Below are 18894 nucleotides of genomic sequence, written 5' to 3'. Positions count from 1 at the left end.
AGCCCGTGATACCCACCCGCCGCACACTCCTCGCCGCGCTCACCGCCGTCGGTGCCCTCGCTTCCCTCACCGCCTGTGGAGGCGGCTCCGGCTCCTCGGGCTCCACCGGCGCGTCCACCGGGACGTACACCTTCTGGGACCCGTACCCGCAGCTCGACGCCTCCTCCCCGTGGGGCACGCTGGTCACCTCGTGCGGGTCGAAAGCCGGGGTGAAGGTCAAACGCACCGCGTACGACACCACCGACCTGGGAAACAAGGCCCTGCTGGCCGCCCAGCAGGGCAACGCGCCGGACGTGATGCTCGTCGACAACCCGGTCGTCTCGACGCTGGTGGAGGCGGGGATCCTCACCAAAACCAGCGACCTCGGCCTCGACACCACATCCGTCCAGAAGAACATCATCGGCGCGGGCACCATCGACGGCTCGGCCTACGGTGTGCCCATCGGCGCCAACACGCTCGCCCTCTACTACAACAAGAAGGTCCTCTCCGCCGCCCACGTCGACCCGGCCTCGATCAAGGACTGGAACTCCCTCACCGCCGCGCTGAAGAAGGTCAAGGCGGCCGGTAAGAAGGGCATCACGTTCTCCGCGATCGACACCGAGGAGGGCAGCTTCCAGTTCCTGCCCTGGTTCTGGGGCGCGGGCGGCGACCTCACCAGGCTGAACTCGGCCAAGGGCGTCGCTGCCCTCTCGCTGTGGAAGCAGTGGGTGGACGCGGGATACGCACCCAAGGACGTCCTGCAGAACACCCAGACCACCAGCTGGCAGGAGTTCGCCACCGGCACCTACGCGTTCGGCGAGAACGGCACCTGGCAGCTCGGCAACGCCGGCAAGGCCGGTTTCGGCTACGGGATCATCAACATCCCGGCGCAGAACGGGGGTTCGGCACCCGTGCCGACCGGTGGCGAGTTCGTCACCGTCCCCGTGCAGAAGGACACCGCGCGCTACGGCGTCAGCAAGAAGATCGTCGAGTGTCTCACCAGAGACAGCAGCCTGCTGGCGACGGACACCACACTGATGTACGTGGCGCCGACGGCGGCGGTCCAGGCCGCGCAGGCGAAGCAGAACCCGGAGCTGAAGCCGTGGGTGGCCGCGGTGGCCGCCGCCCGGGGGCGCACCAGCGGCGGTCTGGGCACCAAGTACCCGACCATCTCCCAGCCGATGTGGACCGCCGTGCAGTCGGCCCTCTCCGGCGGCAAGAGCCCCCAGTCGGCCCTGGACACGGCCCAGGCGAGCGTGCGGAAGAACTGAGGCCGCCCCGTGACCATCACCCACGTCGACCGCCCCCGGCGGTTGAGGACGCCGGCGAAGATGAGCGGGTCCCGCCCGCTGCCGCCGCAGCGCAGGCAGCGGCGCCGGAGCCGGCTGACCGCACTCGCCTTCGTCGCCCCGCTGATCGCCTACCTCGCCGCCTTCTACCTCTATCCCCTCTACCGCAATCTCGACCTGAGCCTGCGCGACTACACCGTCCGCTCCTTCGTCGCCGGCGACGCGCCCTTCTCCGGCTGGAACAACGTCCAAAGGGTCCTGAACGACCCGACGTTCGGCCCGGCACTGCGCCACACGATGGTCTTCACCTTCGTGTCCATCACCTTCCAGTACGTCATCGGTCTCGCCCTCGCGGTCTTCTTCAACCGGCGCTTCCGGCTCTCGGGGTTGCTGCGGGCCCTGTTCCTCATCCCGTGGCTGCTGCCGCTGATCGTGTCGGCCTCCACGTGGTCGTGGATGTTCAACAGCGAGTCCGGAGTGGTGAACTACTTCCTGCACTTCGCCGGAGCCGGTCCCGTCGGTTGGCTCACCTCGCCGGACTGGGCGCTGACCTCGGTGATCGTCGCCAACATCTGGATCGGCATCCCGTTCAACCTGGTCATCCTCTACAGCGGACTGCAGAACATCCCCGCCGAGCTGTACGAGGCGGCGGCACTGGACGGAGCGAGCGCCTGGCAGGTGTTCCGCCGGATCACCTTCCCGCTGCTGCGGCCGGTGTCGGCGATCACCCTGCTCCTCGGGCTCGTCTACACGCTCAAGGTGTTCGACCTGATCTGGATCATGACCAAGGGCGGGCCGGGCGATTCTTCCTCGACCCTGGCGACCTGGTCGTACCAGCTCGGATTCGGCACGCTGCTGCCGAAGTTCGGCCCGGGTGCCGCCGTCGGCAACCTGCTCATCCTCATCGCCCTTGTCTTCGGGCTGCTCTATGTCCGGGTCCAGAGGAGGCAGGAGACATGACGCGCCGGCGCCATACCGTCATCGGTCTGCTGCTCACCGCGCTGATGCTGTTCCCGGTGTACTGGATGCTCAACGTGTCCCTCACCCCGCAGCAGGACATGCGCAAGAGCCCACCCGACCTGTTCCCGCTGCACCCGACCTTCGAGGGCCACCGGGCGGTCCTGGACGACCAGTTGCCCTACCTCGGCACCAGCCTGCTCATCGGCCTCGGCACGGTCGCCCTCACCCTCCTCCTCGCCGCCCCGGCCGGCTACTCCCTGGCGAAACTGCGCCCGCGGGGCGGCGGAGCGCTCGGTCTGGTCCTGCTGATCGCGCAGATGATCCCCGGCATCGTCATGGCGATGGGCTTCTACGGCGTCTTCCTCGACCTCGGCCTGCTGAACTCCTGGTGGGGCCTGATCATCGCCGACTCCACGATCGCCGTGCCCTTCGGCGTGATCTTCACCGCGTTCATGTCGGGCATTCCCGGCGACCTGATCGCCGCCTCCCGCATCGACGGTGCGGGTACCTTCCGCATCTTCTGGTCGATCGTGCTGCCGGTGAGCCGCAACGCGCTCGTCACCGTCTCGCTCTTCAGCTTCCTGTGGGCCTGGTCCGACTTCGTCTTCGCCAACACCCTCGACGGTGGCGGCGAGCTGAGGCCGATCACCCTCGGCATCTACAAGTACATCGGCAACAACAACCAGGAGTGGAACGCGATCATGGCCACCGCCGTCGTCGCCTCCGTCCCCGCGACAGTCCTGCTGGTCCTCGCGCAGCGTTACGTGGCCGCGGGCGTGACCGCGGGCGCGGTCAAGGACTGACCTCCCTCCCCCTTCCCTCCGTCGAGGAGAAACCCCTCCATGAGCCGCACGAGAACGCTCACTTCTCTCCTGGGCGTCTGCGCCCTGGCCGCCTCCGCCGCCCTCGTCACCGGGGCCCCGGCCGAGGCCACCCCCACCTCCTCCACCACCCTGGTGGTCGACGCCGGCCGGACGCTCCGCCCGGTGAGCCATGTCGCCACCGGCAGCCTCTACGGCCTCGCCGACAGCGGCACTCCGGCCGACAGCCTGGTCACCCCGCTCAAGCCCAACACCTTCGTGCAGATGGCCCCGGGCGGCTCCCAGCTCCCCAACGGCGAGCCCAAGCCGGCCGGTGACGCGCTGGTCGTCGCGCCCAAGGCGGCCCGCGCCGGCGCCAAGGTGGTCGTACGGATGCCGGACTGGTACCCCGGCTTCCCGTACAAATGGGTGAGCTGGGGCGACTGGCTGTCCGCTGTGGACAAGCAGGTCGCTTCCGTGCAGTCCTCGGGCGCGGGCGACATCGCCGCCTACGAGCTGTGGAACGAGCCCGACTGGACCTGGGACACCGGCAATGCCGGTGCCTTCGACGCCGGTTGGGCCCGCACCTACCACGAGGTCCGTGCCAAGGACACCAGGACACCGGTCCAGGGCCCCAGTTACTCGGCCTGGAACCAGTCCTGGATGAGCACCTTCCTCACCGACGCCAAGGCGAGCGGCACCGTGCCGGACATCGTCTCCTGGCACGAACTGCAAGGCAGCAAGGACATCGCCGCGCACGTCTCCGCGTACCGCGCACTGGAATCCAGCCTCGGCATCAGCCCGCGGCCGATCGCCGTCGAGGAGTACGCCGAGCCGTCCGAAGTGGGCGTCCCGGGTGCCCTCATCGGCTATGCCGCCAAGTTCGAGCGGGCAGGCGTGCACGACGCCGAGCTGGCCTTCTGGAACCACTACGGCACCCTCGGTGACACCCTCACCGACACCGGCGGCTCGCCCAACGGCTCGTACTGGATGTACAGGTGGTACGGCGACATGTCGGGCACCATGCTGGTGACCACTCCCCCGGCGCAGACGGGAATCGACGGCATCGCCTCCCTGAACGGCTCCGGCAACCGGATCAGTGTCATCGCGGGCGGCTGTACCGGCTCCTGCGCGGTGACCGTCAACGGCCTGTCCTCGCTGCCGGCTTTCAGCGGCACGGTCCACGTCAAGCTGGAGTACACGCCCGACACCGGGCGTACGACCGCCTCCCCGGGCCCGATCACCATCTCCGACGCCGACTACACCGTCTCGGGCGGCTCGATCACCGTGCCGGTGACGATGAACGCCTCCGACGGCTACCACCTGGTGATCACCCCCGCCGGCACCTCGACATCGCTGGCCGGGCGCTACCAGATCACCAACCGGAACAGCGGTCTCGCCCTGGACACCCTGAACGCGGGTACGGCTCAGGGCACCTCCGTCGTCCAGACCGCGTCCACCACCGGCACCGACCAGAACTGGAGCCTGGTCGCGGCGGGCTCCGGCCTTTACAAGATCGTCAACCAGAAGTCCGGCCTGCCGCTCGGCATCCAGAACATGAGCACGAGCGACGGCGGCACCGCCCTGATCTGGGGTGACAACGGCACCGCCGACCACCTCTGGCAGATCGTCCGGGCCCGTGACGGCTATTACAAGATCGCCAACTACAACAGCGGTCTGCTGCTGGGCGTGGACCGGATGAGCACCTCCTCCGGCGCCCAGGTCCTCCAGTGGTCCGACAACGGCACCGCCGACCATCTGTGGAAGCTGACCGCGCGCTGAGCCGTCGGCGGACCCGGGCGCCCGGCGCCCCCGAGACTCCTGTGTCCCTGACCGATGTCGGCGGCCAGGGACGCAGGCGAAGGCCTGCTCGGCGCAGCCACCCCAGGCCGGACGGCCCGTCATGGAGTGGCGTCGGCGCGGGTCGTGGAGCATGGGCACCGCCCGTTGCGCCACGACGTCCGTTCGTGCACGTCTCCCCCACCGTCCGGTCGCCGATCCGGTCGCCGATCATCGCGGAGATGCGCGCGAACGGCTCCACCGACTCCTCATCGGCGACCTGCCGAAGAGGCCGGCCCCGCTCCGGCCGCACCTTCCGCCCTTCACAGAAGCGCAGGTCCGGCTGCACCGTTCGGCCTGGCGGCGGCGCGGGACGGGAGCCACCCGGTCGGACTCGCCGTCAAGTCGGGCTCATGAGGCCACCGTCATCGGATCAGGTTCCGGCCGGGCAGGCAGGCGGCCGGATCGCGCGAGCAGCGCGACGCATCCGGCGCAGAGCGCGCCCGTCACGGCGAGCATCCACCAGGTCAGTTCCGGGTGCCCCAGGCGGTCGGTGGCGTCCCAGACGGCGCCCGTGGCGAGGTTGCCCAGGGTGACGCCGAGGCCGGAGACGGAGTTGTAGAGGCCGTAGTGCGTGGCGACGAGCCTGCCTCCGGCAAGGCGGACGACGGTGTCCATCTCGAAGGGGTACACCGCGGCCGTGCCCAGCCCGAGCAGGGCCACCGAGACGAGCAGGGGGCCGAGCGTCACGGCCCGGTCGAGGAGGCCGGACCTCCCGTCGACCGTCGGGCCGGCGGTCACCAGGGGCAGGAAGGCCGCGCCCATCAGGGAGATGCCGTAGACGATCGCGCGCCGCGGGGACCAGCGGGCGCGTGCCCAGGCGGTGATTCTCAGCTGCCCGACCACGGCCACCGCAGCGGAGACCGCGAACAGAGCCGTGGTCACCGCGTCGCCGCTGCCCGGCGCCACGCGGTGGGCTTCGAGCGGCAGCGCCAGATAGACCTGGAAGGACAGCACGTACGAGCCGATCATCGCGAGGGAGAACAGGACGAAGGGGCGGTTGCGGACGACGGTCCGCCAGTCGGCCAGGACACCGCTCGGCTCGGCCGAGGGAGTGCCGCCACGGGCGGGCAGGAGCCGCAGCTGGAGGAGTGTCAGGGCGAGGAACAGCACGGCCGCCACGGAGCAGACCAGACGGAAGTCGGCGGTCAGCAGCGCGAGTCCGACGAGCGGGCCGACGAACATGCCCGCCTGGTAGAAGACGTTGAAGGCGGCGAAGGCCGCCACCCGCCGCTCGCCCGCCTCGTGGGCGAGATACGCACGAACGGCCGGGTTGAACATCGCCCCCGCGAACCCGGTCGCCGCGGACGCCGCCACGAGAGCGGGCAGGCTGGCGACGCATCCGAGAAGGCCGAAGCCGACGGTGCGCAGCACACAGCCCGCCACGATCACGGATTTGTAGCCGACCCGGTCGGCGAGCGTTCCGCCGACCAGGAACATGCCCTGCTGGGCGAAGTTGCGCACGCCCAGCACCAGGCCGACCGCCCATGCGGCCATGCCCAGGTCGTCCGCCAGGTGCGCGGCGAGATAGGGCATGAGCATGTAGAAGGCGGTGTTGATGGTGAACTGCTGGACCATCAGCAGCCGGATGCATCCGTTGAACGAACGGAACTGTGCGGCAAGGGAGTTCATCGCACCGTCACCTCAGGCACGGTGACGTCGGTGCAGCGGGTCCATCGCTCGACCACTCGCTCATCGGGCCGTGCGATCTCGTCCGGGTCGGCGGCCGGCGCGCCGCCCAGCAGGTCGTGAGTGCGGCAGTAGGCGTCGCTGTAGACGGTGTTCCAGTAGCGGTGCACGCCGTCCGGGAAGATCGCCACGGTACGGGTCCGCTCCGGTTGCGTACGGGCGAGCCAGCCGGCCACGAGGGCGACGGCGCCCACACTCCATCCACCGCTGGCGTAGTGGCCCCGGGCCAGCTCCCGGCAGGTCCGCACGGCCTCGCCGGGAGCCACCCAGTGGACCTCGTCGAAGGCCGCGTGGTCGACGTTCCTCGGGTGGATGCTGCTGCCCAGGCCGCGCATGAGGCGGGGGCCCGCCGGCTGGCCGAAGACGGTGGAGTGCACCGAGTCGACGCCGACGAGTCGCAGCTCGGGGTTGAAGGCACGCAGGGTGCGCGCGATGCCCGCCGAGTGCCCGCCGGTACCGACGGCGGCGACCAGGACGTCGATCCTGCCGAGCTGAACGGTGAGTTCCAGGGCGAGCGGGGCGTAGGCGGCGACGTTGTCGGGGTTGTTGTACTGGTCGGGGCACCAGGCCGACGGAGTACGGGCGAGCAGTTCGCGCACCCGCTGCCGGCGCGCCTCCTGCCAGCCGCCCACCGGGGCCGGCTCGGTGACCACGTCCACGCGGGCGCCGAGTGCGCACAGCTGGTGCACCATCAGCGGCTCCATGCCGGGGTCGGTGACGAGGGTGACCGGATGGCCGTACGTGATGCCGGCCAGGGCGAGACCGAGGCCGAGGGTGCCACTGGTGGACTCGATGACGGGTGCTCCCGGTCCGAGTTCGCCGCGCTTGCGGGCGGCGGCGACCATGTGCAGACCCGGGCGGTCCTTGAGGCCGCCCGGGTTGGCGCCCTCCAGCTTGGCCCAGAAACCGCGCCCGGGCGGATGGACGGGCTCCCCCACCCACAGGACGGGCGTGTTGCCGACCAGGCCGGCCGCTGACCGGTGCGGGGCTCCGGCCGGTTCCGGGAGTTCGTGTGCTGCGAGGAAGGAGCTGATGTCGCGCGAGGAGATGCTGCGCAGAGCTGTGCTCATGAAGTCGTCTTTCTGCGGCCCGGTGGCAGTCGTGGGCCGCCGTGCGTGTGCCGTACGGAACGTGTCCCGGCCCGGCGCGCCGGCCCTCCTCGAAGGGCATCCGGAGGTGCGCGAACCGGGCGTGGCCCGTCAGGTACGGCTGACGCAGACCAAACGCAGGATATGGACTCCGGCGCAGGCCGGCGGACGCTCCGGTCCGGCCCGCCCCAGTGTGTCGCGCGCCGACGGGCTCAGCAGGTCACGACGTGCGAGGACGAGCAGCAGCAGGGCCAGAACCAGAGCTGCCGTGGACGCGCGATGGTCTGCGGGCCGGTCGGCCGGGTCGCAGCACGAGGTGTCGTGATCGTGATGGCCGTCCGCGCCGTGCCCCGCCGGACGGCCCGCGGAATCGGATACGACCGCCAGGGCGACGGCGCCGTGGGCCTCGCCGGTCATCGACACGGTCCGCGGCGCGGTATGCGGGTGGCCGTCGAGGTGGTGGAGCGCGCAGGAAACGACGTGGGCGACGAGCATCAGCGTCAGGCCCACGAGGAGGGCGAGGACCGGCATTCGCCTCCCAGCGCGTCCGGCCACCGATTCCTGCAGCATGCGACAGATAGTAGGCAGCTCATCACCGTACGCATGCGTTGATCCACTTTTGAGTTAACTTTTCAGCTTCTCGGCAAGCCGCGGGTGTGGAGCGCGGCGATGATCCGGATGGTCGAGCGCACGGAGGAGACCTTGGTGATGGACTGGCTGAGCCGCACGCCGCTGGACCCGCACGGCAGGCATCCGGGCCCGGCCGGGCGGCACCCCGCCTCCTCCGACGCGGCCTATCTGCGCCGCCGGGACGACCTGGTGGCCGCCGCCGAGGGGCACCGCGTCGGCGTCCCGTCGCCGACCGTGGAGTACACCGAGACCGAGCACGCCACCTGGCGCACCGTCCACGCGGCGCTGGTCGAGGCGCACCGGGAGCACGCCTGCCGGGCCGTCCTGCGGGCCTGGGAGCGGGCCGCGATCCCGGGGGACCGGATTCCGCAGCACGAGGAGGTCTCCGACCGCCTCCAGGAGCTGACCGGCTTCCGGTTCACGCTGGCCGGCGGGATCGTACCGAACAAGCGGTTCCTGGGGGCCATGGCCGACGGCTACTTTCACGCGGTGCAGTACGTCCGCCACCCGGCGATGCCCTTGTACGCACCCGAACCGGACGTCCTGCATGATGTGTTCAGCCACGGCACCCACCTGTGCGACCCCTGGTTCGCCGACCTGTACCGCGCCGTCGGCCGCGCCGCCGCCCGCGTGGAATCGCGCGACGCCCTGGATCTGATCAGCCGCCTGTACTGGTTCACGCTCGAGTTCGGTGTGGCCTGGGAGGACGGCCGTCCCAAGGCGTACGGGGCCGCACTGCTGTCGTCGTACGGCGAACTCGGCCACTTCCAGCGCGCCCGCATCCTGCCCCTCGACATCGCCGAACTGCTGCGCCGGCCCGTCCAGATCGCCGGCTACCAACCGGTCCTGTACGCCATCGACCCGCTGCCCCGCCTGGCGGACTTCCTTCACGGCTTCCTCGACGGCTTCGACGACGACACCCGCGCGCGACTGCGCCTCCCCGCGCTGCACGAACGCGGCTCCATGGCACGCCCCGACCCCACGAACGGTCCCGACGCCGACTCCGGCGGTGCACGGCGTGGCATGCCGGCAAAGGGCCTCCTGTAGCGCGGAGAACGACTCGCCCAGCACGTTCGTCGGCGCCGAGATCACCGGCGTGCCCTTCGAGGACGCCCCCCATCAGCGCGCGCTCACCGTGCTGCGTGCCTCACACCCGCATCACGCACCTGCCCGGGTTCGGACATCCAGCTCGGTTCGTGCAGCCTCTCTTGCTCTGCCGGGCCACTACTACCGCTGACAGCTTGTGCGTGCGCCACCACGGCTTTTGGCAGCGAGCGGGCAAGCCCACCAAGAGGACGGAGGTGGCCCCGAGATCGAGCAGCGCCTCAGCGGCAGATCAACACACGCAGCAACGGCTGCTGCGGCCTGCCGATGCCTGCTTGGCCTGTCCGATGTTCGTCACGAACCCCGAGTTCCTGCCCGAGCACCGGGAACAGCGGCAGCAGTCGCTGCAGATCGTCTCGGCTGCCGAAGCCCGCGGCCAAGCACGCATGGTCGAGATGAACCGCCACGCCCTCGGCAACCTGGAGAAGATCATCACCGGTCTGGAAGACCACCCCGGACAGCCGGAGGCGACCGCCGGTGCGAGCTGACAACCAAGGCCGCCGCCGAGGCAGGGGGCGTCGGCAGGCCGGATCTACGCCGACATCTCCGACGAGGACCGCGCGGTGGCCGGGCGGGTGCTGACCCTGGTCACCGACCGCGCCAACACGGAACTGGCCGCCCTGGAAGCCGCACGACAGGGTTAGTGGAATGTTGAACCAGTGCGTTCCGTTGTGGCTGCCGAAGGAGGTCACGAGTGGAGACGCAAGTGGAGACCCAGCAGGAGACGACGTACTACGACCACGGCACACCGGCCGAGCGCTGGGAGCGTGCGCGGCAGTTCTTCGACGCCAAGGACTACGCGGGCGCGGCGCGGGTGCTGACCGGGCTCGTCGAGGAGGTGCCGGAGCAGACCGGACCCCGGCTGCTGCTGGCCCGTGCCTACTACCACTCGGCCCAACTGCACCGCGCGGAAGCCGAGTTGCGGGACATCGTGGAGCGTGACCCGGTGGAGCACTACGCCCGGCTGATGCTGGGCCGGACGCTCCAGCGGCAGGCCCGGCACGAGGAGGCGGAGCGGCATCTGCGGATCGCCTCGGCGCTCGCGGGTGACTTCCCGCAGGAGTGAGCCGCAGGGCGAGGGCCCGGTTCCCGGCAGGGGGCCGGGCCCTCGGCATGTCTCACACCGGCGGTACGGCAGTCCGTGTCTCGCACCGGCGGTTTGGCGGGGGGTCCGTGCCTCACCCGTCGGCCGTACCGTCCCGGCGACCGCCCGGTGGTTCCTGCCCAGCCGCCGGGTGCGGGTGAAGCCCCGGCTCTCGGACAGGGCGAACGTGCCGTGGTGCGGGAAGGACCCGGACGCCGTGCCGTGACCCGTGTGTTCGCCGCCGGGCGTGGACGTCGGCACGGACGGGGTGGCCTGGCCGAGGGCGGTGCACAGGTCGCCGATGGTGCCGTGCAGGCCGAGGGTGCGGCGCCGCCCGCCGGTGCCGCGGACCTTGCGCAGGGCGCGGCGGCGGGAGAACCAGAGCACCAGCCCGCCCGCCGTGATCACCCAGAGCCGGCTGGCGGCCGGTCTCGCCAAGGTGCAGATCGCGGTGGAGTTCGTCGATCCAGGTGCAAACGCGCAGCCCACCGGTCGATCCGTACTGTTCACCCGGCCGGTGCAGGGGTCGACGAACACGGCGAGGGTGTGCTCGGGATCGATGCCCTTGACGCCGAGTTTCCCGGCCTGGCACGAGCCCGCGTACGCAGTCCGGTGACGACGGCGACCAACAGAGAGGGGCGACGAGCACGCCGACGTAGAAGTGCAGGCGCAGGGGTGCCCAGCGGCCGCGGCGGTCGAGGAGGCGGTGGTCATGGGGAGGCTCCGGGGGCTCGGTGCACAGGCGCGGGCGGTCCAGTGGCCGGGCCGCGAAAGGGCTGAGTTCCCCGGGGTGTTGGTGAGCTGCGCCACAGGGGCGGACGGGGTGGCATGGCATCCTGACGCGATGGCACCTCCCCGTGATCACGCATCGCTCGCCGAGCGGGTCGAGGAACTCCTCGCCGCCGGCGGCCCCCTGCCCATCGTCGCCGCCGGGCAGCCGGTGCTGCGGCGCGGCACCGAGCCGTACGACGGTCAGCTCGGCCCCGCTCTGCTCGCCCGCTTCATCGACGCCCTGCGCGAGACCATGCACGCCGCCCCCGGCGTGGGCCTCGCCGCACCGCAGGTCGGCGTGCCGCTGCGGATCGCGGTCATCGAGGATCCGGCGCCGGTGCCCGAGGAGGTCGCGGTGGCCCGGGGCCGGGTCCCGCAGCCGTTCCGTGTCCTGGTCAACCCGGTGTACGAGCCGGTGGGCACCGCTCGTGTCGCGTTCTTCGAGGGCTGCCTGAGCGTGCCGGGCTGGCAGGCCGTGGTGGCCCGGCACGCCGAGGTGCGGCTGCGCGGCGCGGACGAGCACGGCCGGGCGCTGGACGAGTTGTTCACCGGGTGGCCCGCCCGGATCGTCCAGCACGAGACGGACCACCTGGACGGCACGCTCTACCTGGACCGAGCCGAACTGCGCTCCCTGTCCACGAACGAGGCGATCGCCGCACTGTGGAACCGGCCGACCCCGGAGGCGGCGGCCGACGCCCTCGGCTTCGAACTTCCCTGATCGGCGGGTCAGTTGTCGCGGTATGCCTCCAGCAGCCGCAGCCACACCTCGCTCAGCGTCGGGTACGACGGGACCGCGTGCCACAGTCGGCTGACCGGGACGCGGCCGGCGACGGCGACGGTGGCGGAGTGGATGAGTTCGCCGACGCCCGGCCCGACGAAGGTGACGCCGCGCAGGACCTCGTCCTCCAGGTCGACCACCATGCGGGCCCGGCCCTTGTAGCCGTCTGCGTACAGACCGGCGCCCGCGACGGAGGAGAACTCGACGTCGACGGCACGGACGCGGTGGCCGGCCTGTTCGGCCTCGGCGAGGGAGAGGCCGACCGCGGCGGCCTCGGGGTCGGTGAACACGACCTGGGGTACGGCATGGTGGTCGGCGGTGGCCCGGTGCGCGCCCCAGGCCTCGTCCCGCACGGAGTCGCCGGCCGCGCGGGCGGCGATGGCGGCGCCGGCGATGCGGGCCTGGTACTTGCCCTGGTGGGTGAGGAGGGCGCGGTGGTTGACGTCGCCGACCGCGTACAGCCAGTCGGTGCCGGTGACGCGGAGGGTGTCGTCGGCGTCCAGCCAGGAGCCGGGTGCCAGGCCGACGGTGTCGAGGCCGATGTCGTCGGTGTGCGGCACACGGCCGGTGGCGAAGAGGATCTCGTCGGCCTCCAGACGGTCGCCCGCCGAGGTGATCACCACGACGGTGCCGTTCTCGCGGGTGACGGACTCCACGGAGGTGCCGGTGCGGACGTCGGTGCCCGCCTCGGCGAGCGCCTCGGCGACCAGTTCCCCGGCGAACGGTTCCATCCGGTTGAGCAGGCCCTTGCCGCGGACCAGCAGGGTGACCCGGGAGCCGAGGGCCTGCCAGGCGGTGGCCATCTCGGTGGCGACGACACCGCCGCCTACGACGATCAGCCGGCCCGGGGCCGCCTTGCCGCTGGTGGCCTCACGGCTGGTCCAGGGCTTCACCTCGGCGAGGCCGGGCAGGTCGGGCAGCTGGGCGCGGGTGCCGGTGGCGACGGCGACGGCGTGCCGGGCGGTGAGGGTCGCGAACGTGCCGTCGGGGGCGGTCACGGTGACCGTGCGGGGGCCGGCGAGCCGCCCGTGGCCGCGGTACAGGTCGGCGCCGATGCCGTGCACCCAGGCGACCTGGCCGTCGTCCTTCCAGTGGGAGGTGTACTCGTCCCGGCGGGCGAGGACGGCGGGGGTGTCGAGCGGGTCCTGGACCGCCTGGGTGAGGCCGGGCAGCCGGCGGGCGTCCGCCTGGGCGATCACCGGCCGGAGCAGGGCCTTGCTGGGCATGCACGCCCAGTAGGAGCACTCGCCGCCGACCAGTTCGCTCTCCACGATCGCGGTGGTGAGGCCGGCCGCACGGGTGCGGTCCGCGACGTTCTCCCCCACGGGTCCGGCCCCGAGCACCACGACGTCGTACGCGATGGATTCCGTTTCCGTCATGAGGTCAGTCTGGTGGGTGGTGTGCGCGACGGCCACATGGGTACGCGCGCCGAACGACAGACGTGCACGTGTGGAATAGGCGGCCCGACGGCCGTGTTTCCGCCGTCGGCACACCCCACACCAGGAAGAGGGATTCACGCCATGAGCAGCACCGTGGAGCTGACCAAGGACAACTTCGACCAGACGGTCAGCGAGAACGACTTCGTTCTCATCGACTTCTGGGCTGCCTGGTGCGGGCCGTGCCGCCAGTTCGCTCCCGTGTACGAGAAGGCCGCGACGGACAACCCGGACCTGGTCTTCGGCAAGGTGGACACCGAGGCGCAGCCGGAGCTGGCCGCGGCCTTCGGCATCCAGTCGATCCCGACGCTGATGATCGTCCGTGACAAGGTCGCCGTCTTCGCCCAGCCGGGCGCCCTGCCCGAACCCGCGCTGACCGACCTCATCGGGCAGGCCCGCAAGCTGGACATGGACGAGGTCCGCAGGAGCATCGCGGCCCAGGAGGCCCAGAAGGGCAACGCCGAGTAAGCCCTTCGGCGGGTCCGGCGGCGCGTCGTCACATGCGTACGGACGTCAGCTGGACTCGCGTTCCACCACCGACGCGCCCAGCACCTTGTGCACCTCCGGCTCGCCGCCCGGGTCACGGACCGCTCGGTCGACCAGTTCGGCCAGGTCGCGACCCGAGGGCAGCTCGATGTGCACCGTGCTGAGGCGCGGCCGCAGCAGTCGGCCCAGCATCAGGTCGTCGGCGCCGATCAGGGCCACGTCCTCGGGGACGCGCACTCCTTCGTCCTGCAGGGCGCGCATCAGCAGCATGGCGTACTCGTCGTTGTAGGCGAACACCGCGTCCAGCCCCGACTCCCGCCAATGGGCGGCTAGTTGGGCGGCGGACTCCTCGGTGTACGCGAGCGGCAGCTCCGTGACGGTGGCCTCCGTGCCGTGCAGCGCCTGGCGCACACCGGCGAGCCGGGGCCGCGAGTAGGCTTCCAGGCCGGACTCCTCGGGCACCACGACACCGATCCGGCGCCGGCCGCGGGCGTACAGATGGGCGCCCGCGCACTGGCCGACGGCGTCGTGGTCCATCAGCAGGGCGTGTGCGCCCTCGACACGTTCGGGGCCGAGGGTGACCACGGCCCGGGCTCCGGAGCGCTTGAGGACGCCGACGCCCAGCGGCCCGAGCTCCGCGCCGGGCACCAGGACGGCGACCGGCCGCAACTCCGCCCAGGCGCGGGCGGCTTCGTCGCCCTGCAGGCCCACGGTGCCGTACTGCACGACGGTGTAGTCGAGCCGGCCGAGCGCCCACTGGAGCTCATTGAGGAATCCGCTGTAGAGGGAGCCCACAGGGATCGCCGGAGCGGGCATGAGGACCATGCGGCTGTGTCCGGCGCGCAGGCTGCGGGCGGCGGCGTGCGGCACGTACCCCAGTTCCCGCGCGGCCTCGTGCACGCGCCGCCGTGTCGGTTCACTGATCCGTACGGCGCTGGTGTTGTTGAGGACGTAGGACACGGTCGCGCGCGAGACGCCGGCCAGGCGGGCCACATCGGCACTCGTGGGCGTGTTCGGTATCTGCACCATGACAGACCGCATCTTGGCAGAGGGGCGGGGACCGGGCGGCGGCGGGGCGACGTGGTTCACCTTTCCACGAAATCCGGGGCACCGGCATCTTTGGCGTCCGGCGCATGGATCTGCTGGCGAACATGTTCGTCACGTACTTGTTCGTGACGAACATGTTCGTTAAGGTCTTCCCATGCCCGCCACTCCCCGCTCCCGTCGTGAACGTCCCGCCAAGCCCGCCCTGACCCGGGAGGGCATCGTCACCGCCGCCGTCGCGATCCTGCGCGCGGAAGGGCTGCGCAAGGTGACCATGCGGCGGCTGGCGCAGGAACTGGACACCGGTCCGGCCTCGCTGTACGTCTACGTGCGCAACACCGACGAGCTGCACGCGGCCGTCCTGGACGAGCTGCTCGGCACGGTGCCCCCCGCGCCGGCCGAGGGCGACTGGCGGGAGCGGCTGGAGGCGGTGCTCACCGGCTACACCGCGATGCTCCTGGAGCATCCGAGCCTCGCCCGCTCGGCGCTGACCGCGTGGCCCAGCGGCCCGCACTATCTGCGCCTGATCGAGACCCTGCTGGGCCTGCTCCAGTCGGGCGGCGTGCCGCGCGCGCAGGCGGCGTGGGGCGTCGACCTGCTGCTGCAGCACGCCGCCGCGACGGCCGCCGAGCACGCCGGGGAGGAGTCCCCGGGCGACTTGCGGGCGCTGTCCCACGCCCTGCGCAAGGCACCGCCCGGCACCCATCCGCACATCGCCGCGAGCGCCGACGCGCTGCTCTCCGGCACCCCCGAGGCCCGCCTGTCCTGGGCCTTCCAGACCCTGATCAACGGCATCGAGCGCACCGCCGTACCCGTCTGACCCGCCAGGAGGCCCCATGACCACCAGCCCCGCCCACCACCCGGTCACCGTCGTCGGCGCCGGTCTCGGCGGGCTCGCGTTCGCCCGCGTTCTGCATGTGCACGGCATGACGGCCGCCCTCTTCGATCTGGATCCCTCGCCGGCGGCGCGGATCCAGGGCGGCATGCTCGACATCCACGACGACTCCGGTCAGGAGGCGCTGCGCGCCGCCGGCCTGTACGAGGAGTTCCTGCGGCGCGTCCACCCCGGCGGCCAGGCCATGCGCGTCCTGGACCGGCACGCCACCGTGCGGCTCGCCGAGGGCGACGACGGCTCCGGCGGCCGGCCCGAGATCGACCGCGGTGACCTGCGCGCGCTGCTGCTCGGCTCGCTGCCCGAGGGCACGGTCCGCTGGGGCGCCAAGGTCACCGGTGCCCGCCCGCTGGGCGGCGGCCGGCATGAGGTGACACTCGCGGACGGCACCGTGTTCACCACGGACCTGCTGGTCGGCGCGGACGGCGCCTGGTCCCGGATCCGCCCGCTGCTCTCCCCCGCCCAGCCCGCGTACACGGGCGTGTCCTTCGTCGAGGCCGACCTGCTGGAGGCCGATCTGCGCCATCCGGTGAGCGCGGCGGTCGTCGGCGGCGGGATGCTCTTCGCGCTGAGCGCGGGCCGCGGCCTCCTCGCGCACCGCGAGACGGACGGCAGTCTGCACGTGTACGTGGCCGTGGAGGCACTGGAGGACTGGCTGGACGGCATCGACTTCGGCGACACGGAGGCGGCGAAGGCGGCCGTACTGAAGGAGTTCGACGGCTGGGACGAGAGCCTGCGGGCTCTGGTCGCCGACGCGGACGGCACGCTCGTGCCCCGGCGGATCCACGCCCTGCCGGTCGGTCACCGCTGGGACCGGGTGCCCGGGGTCACGCTGCTCGGGGACGCGGCCCATCTGATGTCGCCGTTCGCGGGCGAGGGCGCCAATCTTGCACTGCTCGACGGCGCCGAACTGGGCCTCGCGCTGGCCGCGCACCCCGAGAACACCGACGCCGCGCTGGCCGCCTACGAGGACCGGATGTTCCGGCGCGCCGAGCTGTCCGCCACGGAGTCGGCGCGCAACACGGCGCTGCTGTTCCGCGCGGACGCGCCGCAGGGACTGCTCGACATGTTCGCAGGCCAGGGGGCCGAGGCCGGTGACTGACCGGCGCTCAGCGGCGCGGCCCGGCCGCAGACCAGCGATCAGCGGGACCGTGGCGGCCGACCGGCGATCAGCGGGACGGCTCAGGCGGTCGGGGCGGCTCGGTTCCGGTCACCCGCGCGACCAGGTCGATCCAGCCCGCCTCCAGCCGCTCCATGGGCATCCCGCACCGCTTGGTCTGGTGGTGGATCACCGCCGGGTCGAGGGAGGCGAGGAGGGTCTGCGAGAGCAGTTCGCAGTCGGCGTCGGGCACGATCTGCCGCAGCAGCATCGACACATGCGTCCGCAGCGCGTTGACCGCCGGGTGGGAAAGTCTGCGGGTGGGTTCCGTCTGGGCGGCCAGCAGGAGGTCGAGTTGCTCGGCATAGCGGTACAGCACCGCAACGCCGAACGCCCGCAGACGGTCCAGGGGCGGCGCTCCGGGCCCCAGCGGCGGGGGGCCGCCCAGGAAGTCGGCCTGCAGCTTGCGGTCCGAGTGGTCGAGCAGGGCCATCAGCAGTCCGGTACGGTCGCCGAAGCGGCGGAAGACGGTCCCCTTGCCCACCTTGGCCGCCGCCGCGACCGCCTCCATGGTTACCCCGGCGACCCCGTGCTCAGCGATCAGCCGGGCGGCGGCCTCCAGCAGCCGGGCCCGGTTGCGCGCCGCGTCGGCACGCAGGCACGGCTCCTCACGCGCCGTGCCCACCTTGAGCAACTGGGGCTCGTCGTAGGGCTCTTGCGGCGGCGGGAAGGGCGGCAGGGCGGGGGACATGAAGACAGCGTAAAGCATCGGGAACAGAACTGGACCGGGGTCCGCTTATGGTGCTAGAAAGTTAAGCGGACCCCGGTCCGGATCGTAACAGCGATGTTTCAGCCTCTTTGGAGTTCCCATGTCTGTTCGCATCCTCGCGCTCGTCGGCAGCCTCCGCGCCGGTTCTCACAACCGCCAGCTCGCCGAGGCGGCCGTCAAGCTCGCCCCCGAGGGCGCCGAGGTCGTGCTGTACGAGGGCCTGGCCGACGTCCCCTTCTACAACGAGGACATCGACGTCGAGCGCAACGTGCCGGCCGCCGCCGCGAAGCTGCGTGAGGCCGCGCAGGCCGCCGACGCCTTCCTGCTCTTCTCCCCGGAGTACAACGGCACCATCCCGGCCGTTCTGAAGAACGCCATCGACTGGCTGTCCCGTCCGTACGGCGCCGGCGCCTTCGGTGGCAAGCCCGTCGCCGTGATCGGCACCGCCTTCGGCCAGTACGGCGGCGTGTGGGCGCAGGACGAGACCCGCAAGGCCGTGGGCATCGCCGGTGGCAAGGTGATCGAGGACATCAAGCTGTCCATCCCGGGTTCGGTGACCCGCTTCGCCGAGACCCACCCGGTCGACGACGCCGAGGTCGCCGCCCAGCTGACCGAGGTCGTCGCCCGGCTGCACGGCACCATCGGCGAGGTCACGGCCGCCTGAGCCGTGCGCACCGCGCAGGGGGCCGGATCCGTCCGGCCCCTTTGTCGCGTACGCAGGACGCAGCCGCGTCCCCTCTGCCGGGCGGCTCGGTCGAGGCCCACCGGCCGCTCCAGCCACGCGGAGGTCGCGCTCAGCCGGTGACGGGCTCGCCTGTGTAGGCGAAGGTCTTCCTCGGGTGAGCACGGGCTCGCGTTGCAGGCGTCGGCGTACCGGGCCACCAGGCGCAAGGTCATCCTCTCCCCCGCCGCCGATCATGATTCCCGGATGCGGGGTGCTCACGGGTGCGGGCACGCACAGGGTCTCCGCGAGCCCGTACTCCGGCCCCCGAACGGGCCGTCCTTCCCGGTGTCCCACATCTCACACCGAGGCCGTGGTGTTCGCGGACGTACCAGGCGGCGCCGATGCACAGCGTGACCCGGCCGCCGGACAGCACGTCGAGGCGGACGGTGGAGGTGTGGGCAACGTTCGCCCCGTCGCGACGCCCGGCCCGCCC

18 protein-coding genes and 2 pseudogenes are annotated in these 18894 nt (G+C 71.6%); 12 read left to right on the top strand and 8 right to left on the bottom strand.

Annotation, left to right across the window (positions count from 1 at the left end; translation table 11 throughout):
- The first annotated feature begins 5 nt into the window (after positions 1-5).
- From AV521_RS01315 to AV521_RS01300, 4 genes are read left to right on the top strand one after another with little or no spacing between them, the layout of a single operon-like run.
- Positions 6-1250, top strand: coding sequence for an extracellular solute-binding protein (locus AV521_RS01315; protein WP_076082352.1), 1245 nt, complete (start codon positions 6-8; stop codon positions 1248-1250).
- A gap of 9 nt (positions 1251-1259) precedes the next feature.
- A complete protein-coding gene (locus AV521_RS01310; protein ID WP_076082350.1) occupies positions 1260-2228 on the top strand; it encodes a carbohydrate ABC transporter permease in 969 nt (322 codons plus the stop codon).
- Entirely contained in the window at positions 2225-3031 is an 807-nt protein-coding gene (locus AV521_RS01305) for a carbohydrate ABC transporter permease (protein ID WP_076082349.1), read from the top strand. Before AV521_RS01310 ends, AV521_RS01305 begins: the two co-directional genes overlap by 4 nt.
- A 39-nt stretch (positions 3032-3070) precedes the next feature.
- Positions 3071-4810, top strand: a complete 1740-nt coding sequence (locus tag AV521_RS01300; protein ID WP_076082347.1) for an RICIN domain-containing protein — start codon at positions 3071-3073, stop codon at positions 4808-4810.
- Positions 4811-5218: 408 nt separating this feature from the next.
- Here the strand turns inward: AV521_RS01300 and AV521_RS01295 are convergent, their stop codons facing one another.
- The 3 genes from AV521_RS01295 to AV521_RS01285 all read right to left on the bottom strand — a co-directional run bounded on the left by AV521_RS01295 (position 5219) and on the right by AV521_RS01285 (position 8214).
- Positions 5219-6499 carry an MFS transporter gene (locus AV521_RS01295; protein ID WP_076082345.1) on the bottom strand — a complete coding sequence of 427 codons (1281 nt, stop codon included), beginning with the start codon at positions 6497-6499 and terminating at the stop codon, positions 5219-5221.
- Complete coding sequence (locus AV521_RS01290) at positions 6496-7626, bottom strand: PLP-dependent cysteine synthase family protein (RefSeq protein WP_076082343.1); 1131 nt, start codon at positions 7624-7626, stop codon at positions 6496-6498. The genes AV521_RS01295 and AV521_RS01290 overlap by 4 nt, the downstream gene beginning before the upstream one ends.
- Before the next feature lie 129 nt (positions 7627-7755).
- Positions 7756-8214, bottom strand: a complete 459-nt coding sequence (locus AV521_RS01285) for a hypothetical protein (protein WP_143658561.1) — start codon at positions 8212-8214, stop codon at positions 7756-7758.
- Between the two features lie 99 nt (positions 8215-8313).
- Between AV521_RS01285 and AV521_RS01280 the strand changes: the two genes are divergently transcribed.
- From AV521_RS01280 to AV521_RS01270, 3 genes are all read left to right on the top strand, one after another.
- On the top strand, positions 8314-9321 hold the full coding sequence (locus AV521_RS01280; protein ID WP_076082340.1) for a phenylalanine 4-monooxygenase: 1008 nt from the start codon (positions 8314-8316) through the stop codon (positions 9319-9321).
- A 344-nt stretch (positions 9322-9665) separates the two neighbouring features.
- Complete coding sequence (locus AV521_RS01275) at positions 9666-9866, top strand: integrase (RefSeq protein WP_179022764.1); 201 nt, start codon at positions 9666-9668, stop codon at positions 9864-9866.
- Positions 9867-10072: 206 nt separating this feature from the next.
- Positions 10073-10444, top strand: a complete 372-nt coding sequence (locus AV521_RS01270) for a tetratricopeptide repeat protein (protein ID WP_179022762.1) — start codon at positions 10073-10075, stop codon at positions 10442-10444.
- Between the two features lie 213 nt (positions 10445-10657).
- On the opposite strand, the pseudogene AV521_RS50305 reads toward AV521_RS01270, so the two are convergent.
- A pseudogene (locus tag AV521_RS50305) lies at positions 10658-11204 on the bottom strand (PepSY-associated TM helix domain-containing protein); the annotation flags it as partial.
- A gap of 102 nt (positions 11205-11306) precedes the next feature.
- On the opposite strand from AV521_RS50305, the gene AV521_RS01260 reads away from it, so the two are divergent.
- A complete protein-coding gene (locus AV521_RS01260; protein ID WP_076082338.1) occupies positions 11307-11951 on the top strand; it encodes a peptide deformylase in 645 nt (214 codons plus the stop codon).
- 8 nt (positions 11952-11959) lie between these two features.
- On the opposite strand, the gene AV521_RS01255 is transcribed toward AV521_RS01260, so the two are convergent.
- Positions 11960-13390, bottom strand: a complete 1431-nt coding sequence (locus tag AV521_RS01255) for an NAD(P)/FAD-dependent oxidoreductase (RefSeq protein WP_076083391.1) — start codon at positions 13388-13390, stop codon at positions 11960-11962.
- A gap of 141 nt (positions 13391-13531) precedes the next feature.
- Here AV521_RS01255 and trxA point away from each other — a divergent pair, with 141 nt between their 5' ends.
- Complete coding sequence (gene trxA, locus AV521_RS01250; protein WP_076082336.1) at positions 13532-13915, top strand: thioredoxin; 384 nt, start codon at positions 13532-13534, stop codon at positions 13913-13915.
- A 45-nt stretch (positions 13916-13960) separates the two neighbouring features.
- Here trxA and AV521_RS01245 read toward each other — a convergent pair whose 3' ends face one another.
- Positions 13961-14974 (bottom strand): LacI family DNA-binding transcriptional regulator, encoded by a 1014-nt coding sequence (locus AV521_RS01245; protein WP_179022760.1) that lies wholly within the window; start codon positions 14972-14974, stop codon positions 13961-13963.
- Between the two features lie 160 nt (positions 14975-15134).
- On the opposite strand from AV521_RS01245, the gene AV521_RS01240 reads away from it, so the two are divergent.
- Both AV521_RS01240 and AV521_RS01235 read left to right on the top strand, forming a co-directional pair.
- Entirely contained in the window at positions 15135-15797 is a 663-nt protein-coding gene (locus tag AV521_RS01240; RefSeq protein WP_076082333.1) for a TetR/AcrR family transcriptional regulator, read from the top strand.
- A 16-nt stretch (positions 15798-15813) separates the two neighbouring features.
- The gene (locus AV521_RS01235; protein WP_076082331.1) at positions 15814-16971 is read left to right on the top strand and encodes an NAD(P)/FAD-dependent oxidoreductase; all 1158 of its coding nucleotides are present in this window, start codon (positions 15814-15816) and stop codon (positions 16969-16971) included.
- A 67-nt stretch (positions 16972-17038) separates the two neighbouring features.
- Here the strand turns inward: AV521_RS01235 and AV521_RS01230 are convergent, their stop codons facing one another.
- Positions 17039-17737 carry a TetR/AcrR family transcriptional regulator gene (locus AV521_RS01230; RefSeq protein WP_179022757.1) on the bottom strand — a complete coding sequence of 233 codons (699 nt, stop codon included), beginning with the start codon at positions 17735-17737 and terminating at the stop codon, positions 17039-17041.
- Positions 17738-17837: 100 nt separating this feature from the next.
- Here AV521_RS01230 and AV521_RS01225 point away from each other — a divergent pair, with 100 nt between their 5' ends.
- The gene (locus AV521_RS01225; RefSeq protein ID WP_076082329.1) at positions 17838-18401 is read left to right on the top strand and encodes an NADPH-dependent FMN reductase; all 564 of its coding nucleotides are present in this window, start codon (positions 17838-17840) and stop codon (positions 18399-18401) included.
- Positions 18402-18568: 167 nt separating this feature from the next.
- Here the strand turns inward: AV521_RS01225 and AV521_RS50300 are convergent.
- A pseudogene (locus AV521_RS50300) lies at positions 18569-18840 on the bottom strand (LLM class F420-dependent oxidoreductase); the annotation flags it as partial.
- Positions 18841-18894: the final 54 nt, after the last annotated feature.

The organism is Streptomyces sp. IMTB 2501 (assembly GCF_001953885.1).
Classification (GTDB): domain Bacteria; phylum Actinomycetota; class Actinomycetes; order Streptomycetales; family Streptomycetaceae; genus Streptomyces.
Note: the sequence above shows the minus strand (reverse complement) of the source record. Positions and strands in the feature narration are given on the sequence as shown.